Here is a 3,064-nt window from a genome sequence, read left to right as displayed (position 1 = left end):
ACAGAAGTCACCTACGACCGCTACGACAGCAAAGGCAATTTGCAGCAGTATACGACGAAGGATGGTATTTCCACGGCTATTGTCTGGGGGTATAATTCTACCCAGCCGATTGCCAAGGTAGAGGGGATGAGCTATGACCAGCTGGTGAATTCCGGGCTTCTTACCGCAATTCTTTCGGCATCGGATTCTGATGCCGTCAATCCGGCCACTGAGCCTGCTCTTTTAACGGCGCTCGATACGTTTAGAAAATCTGCCGCATTATCTGGATCACAAGTGACGACCTATACCTATGATCCGTTGATTGGGGTAACGAGCATTACACCTCCATCAGGAATCCGTGAAGTCTACCTGTATGATACGGCCAACCGATTAAAAGAGATTCGGGAGAACGATGCTTCAGGAAAGCTCCTGAAAGAATTCAAATACAATTATAAAAACTAAACACAAACATGAAAAAAATACTCCTCCCCATCAGTGCGCTGCTTGTCACAGGTTTTGTGCACGCACAGCTTACGCCTACGGAAAACTACGTGTATTCTAAGACATATCTGTCCGATCCTTCGCTTCCCAATTGTAAAACCTCGGAAACCGTTCAGTATTTCGATGGTTTGGGAAGGGCGAAACAGGTGGTGAACATCAAAGCTTCACCTTTGGGAAAAGATGTGGTGACGCACATTGAATATGACGGTTTTGGCAGACAGGTAAAAGACTACCTTCCCGTTCCCCAGTCTTCCACGATGAATGGAGCGATTGTTCCTAATCCGCTTGCCAATGCAGTACAGCCTGCTCTTTACGGATCTGAAAAGATCTATGCCGAAAAGCTTCTGGAAAACTCTCCTCTGGATCGGGTTCTGGAACAGAAGCAGGTGGGCAACGACTGGAACAGTAGGCCCGTGAAGTTTGAATACGATGCGAATATCGCGGGAGAAGTCAAAAAATATGTGACCACAACGACCTGGGTAAACGGCGCGACTTCTTCAGTATTAAGTATGGCTTCGGACAGCAATTCTGAAAACGGGAACTATAAAGCTTCGCAGCTCTATAAAACCACGGTTATCGATGAAGACGGCAATAAGACTGTTGAGTTCAAAAACGGACAGGGACAGACGATCCTGGTACGGAAAGTACTGAGCGCCACGGAAAATGCAGATACCTATTACGTGTACAATGAATACAACCAGCTGGCTTTTGTGATCCCTCCGTTGGCTTCGGTTTCAGCTTCCATTGATGAGGCAGTACTGAATAACCTCTGTTACCAATACCGGTATGACGGAAAAAACCGTCTGGTGGAAAAGAAGCTTTCTGGAAAAGGCTGGGAATACATGGTATATGATAAGGCAGACCGATTGATCTTTACCCAGGATGCCAATATGCGCGCCAACAGCAAGTGGCTGATGACCAAATATGATCAGTTGGGAAGAGTGATCTATACAGGGATCTTACCCGGTGGAGACCGCACGGGTATGCAGAATCAGGCAGGAAGTTTAGTCATTACCGAATCCAGGCATGCTACAGGATTTACCAGAAATGGCCTGCAGATTTATTACAGCAACGGTTTATTTACGGATATAGAAACGGTCTTATCCGTCAACTATTACGACACGTATCCGACAGGAAGTCCTTCCATTCCTACGCAGATTCTGGGCCAGGATGTACTGAATGATAATGCCCAGAATGGCAACATCAGTACCAAAAGCCTTCCGGTGGCTTCGTATGTTAAAAACATTGAAGACGACAACTGGACGAAAACCTACAGCTATTACGACCGCAAAGGAAGAACGGTGGGAAGCTATTCCATTAATCATCTTGGCGGCTATACCAGAACAGAATCGCTGCTTGATTTTGCAGGAACTGCCCAACAGGTCAAAACCTACCACAAAAGACTCAATACCGATACGGAGAAAATCATCACCGAGAACTTCGAATACGATGCGCAGAACAGGCTGCTTGTCCACAAACATAAGGTAGACAATAATACTGAAGAGATTTTGGTTCAGAATGAATACAACGAGCTCTCGCAGCTCACCACCAAGAAAGTAGGCGGTACCAATGCAGCAACGCCATTGCAGACGGTAGATTACGCCTACAATATCCGTGGATGGATGACCAGGATCAATGACCCCGCTAACTTAGGGAATGATTTATTTGGGTATAAGATCAAATACAATCAGGTGGAAGGGGAAGAAACCCCGAACAATGATTTTCCGGATCTGAAAGTAAAGCCGAAATACAACGGCAATATCGCAGAAATTGACTGGAAAACCGGCACTACACCAGGAGACAATCTCAAAAGATATGGGTATGTATATGACGGATTAAACAGATTACTTGCGGGCTTTTACCAGAAAGATGTCAATCCTACGGCCAAAGAATACTTTGAGAAGATCGATTACGACCTTAATGGAAATATTACCAATTTGAAAAGATCAGAAGGAGTTTTACAGGGGACCACAGCTATGACGATTGATAATCTGACGTATCAATATATGGGGACTAACAGATTGCAATCGGTTACGGATGACTCATTTCAGTACAGCGGTTATCCTGATGTATCAGGAAACACAATTTCTTATGATGCCAATGGAAATATGACTAACCAGATTGATAAAGGCATTCTAAATATAGATTACAATTTCCTGAACCTTCCTAAAAAGATTACTTTCAACCAAGCTTACATCATCAGAAACAGCAACGGAAGCACCGAGGAGCGCAATGCCAGAACCAGCTACGTGTACCGTGCAGATGGAACCAAGCTCAGAAAAGGGTACACCGCTTATTTTAAGAATTTTGCAGAACGTACGACAACGACGGATTATCTGGATGGTTTCCAGTACACAGTCAATTATGCGGGAGTCGTTACACCGGAATTTGTACCGACTTCAGAGGGATATTTTAATTTTAAAGATAATACGTACATTTACAATTATACCGACCATCTGGGAAATGTAAGGCTCAGTTATTTTAAAAATGCAAACAGCAGCGCAGAAGTTCTTGAAGAAAATAATTATTATCCGTTTGGGTTGAAGCATGAAGGATACAACGCAAATGGTGGAAACCCTGCGTA

Annotated in this window: 1 protein-coding gene and 1 pseudogene; both read left to right on the top strand. The window is 44.3% G+C overall.

The annotated features are described in order from the left end of the window. Positions 1-441, top strand: a pseudogene (locus N0B16_RS14110) (DUF5977 domain-containing protein); the annotation flags it as partial. 8 nt (positions 442-449) lie between these two features. Next, positions 450-3,064: DUF6443 domain-containing protein (locus N0B16_RS14105; RefSeq protein WP_262991580.1), on the top strand; the 2,615-nt coding region annotated here is incomplete at its 3' end.

The organism is Chryseobacterium gilvum (assembly GCF_025628965.1).
Classification (GTDB): Bacteria; Bacteroidota; Bacteroidia; order Flavobacteriales; family Weeksellaceae; genus Chryseobacterium; species Chryseobacterium gilvum.
Note: the sequence above shows the minus strand (reverse complement) of the source record. Positions and strands in the feature narration are given on the sequence as shown.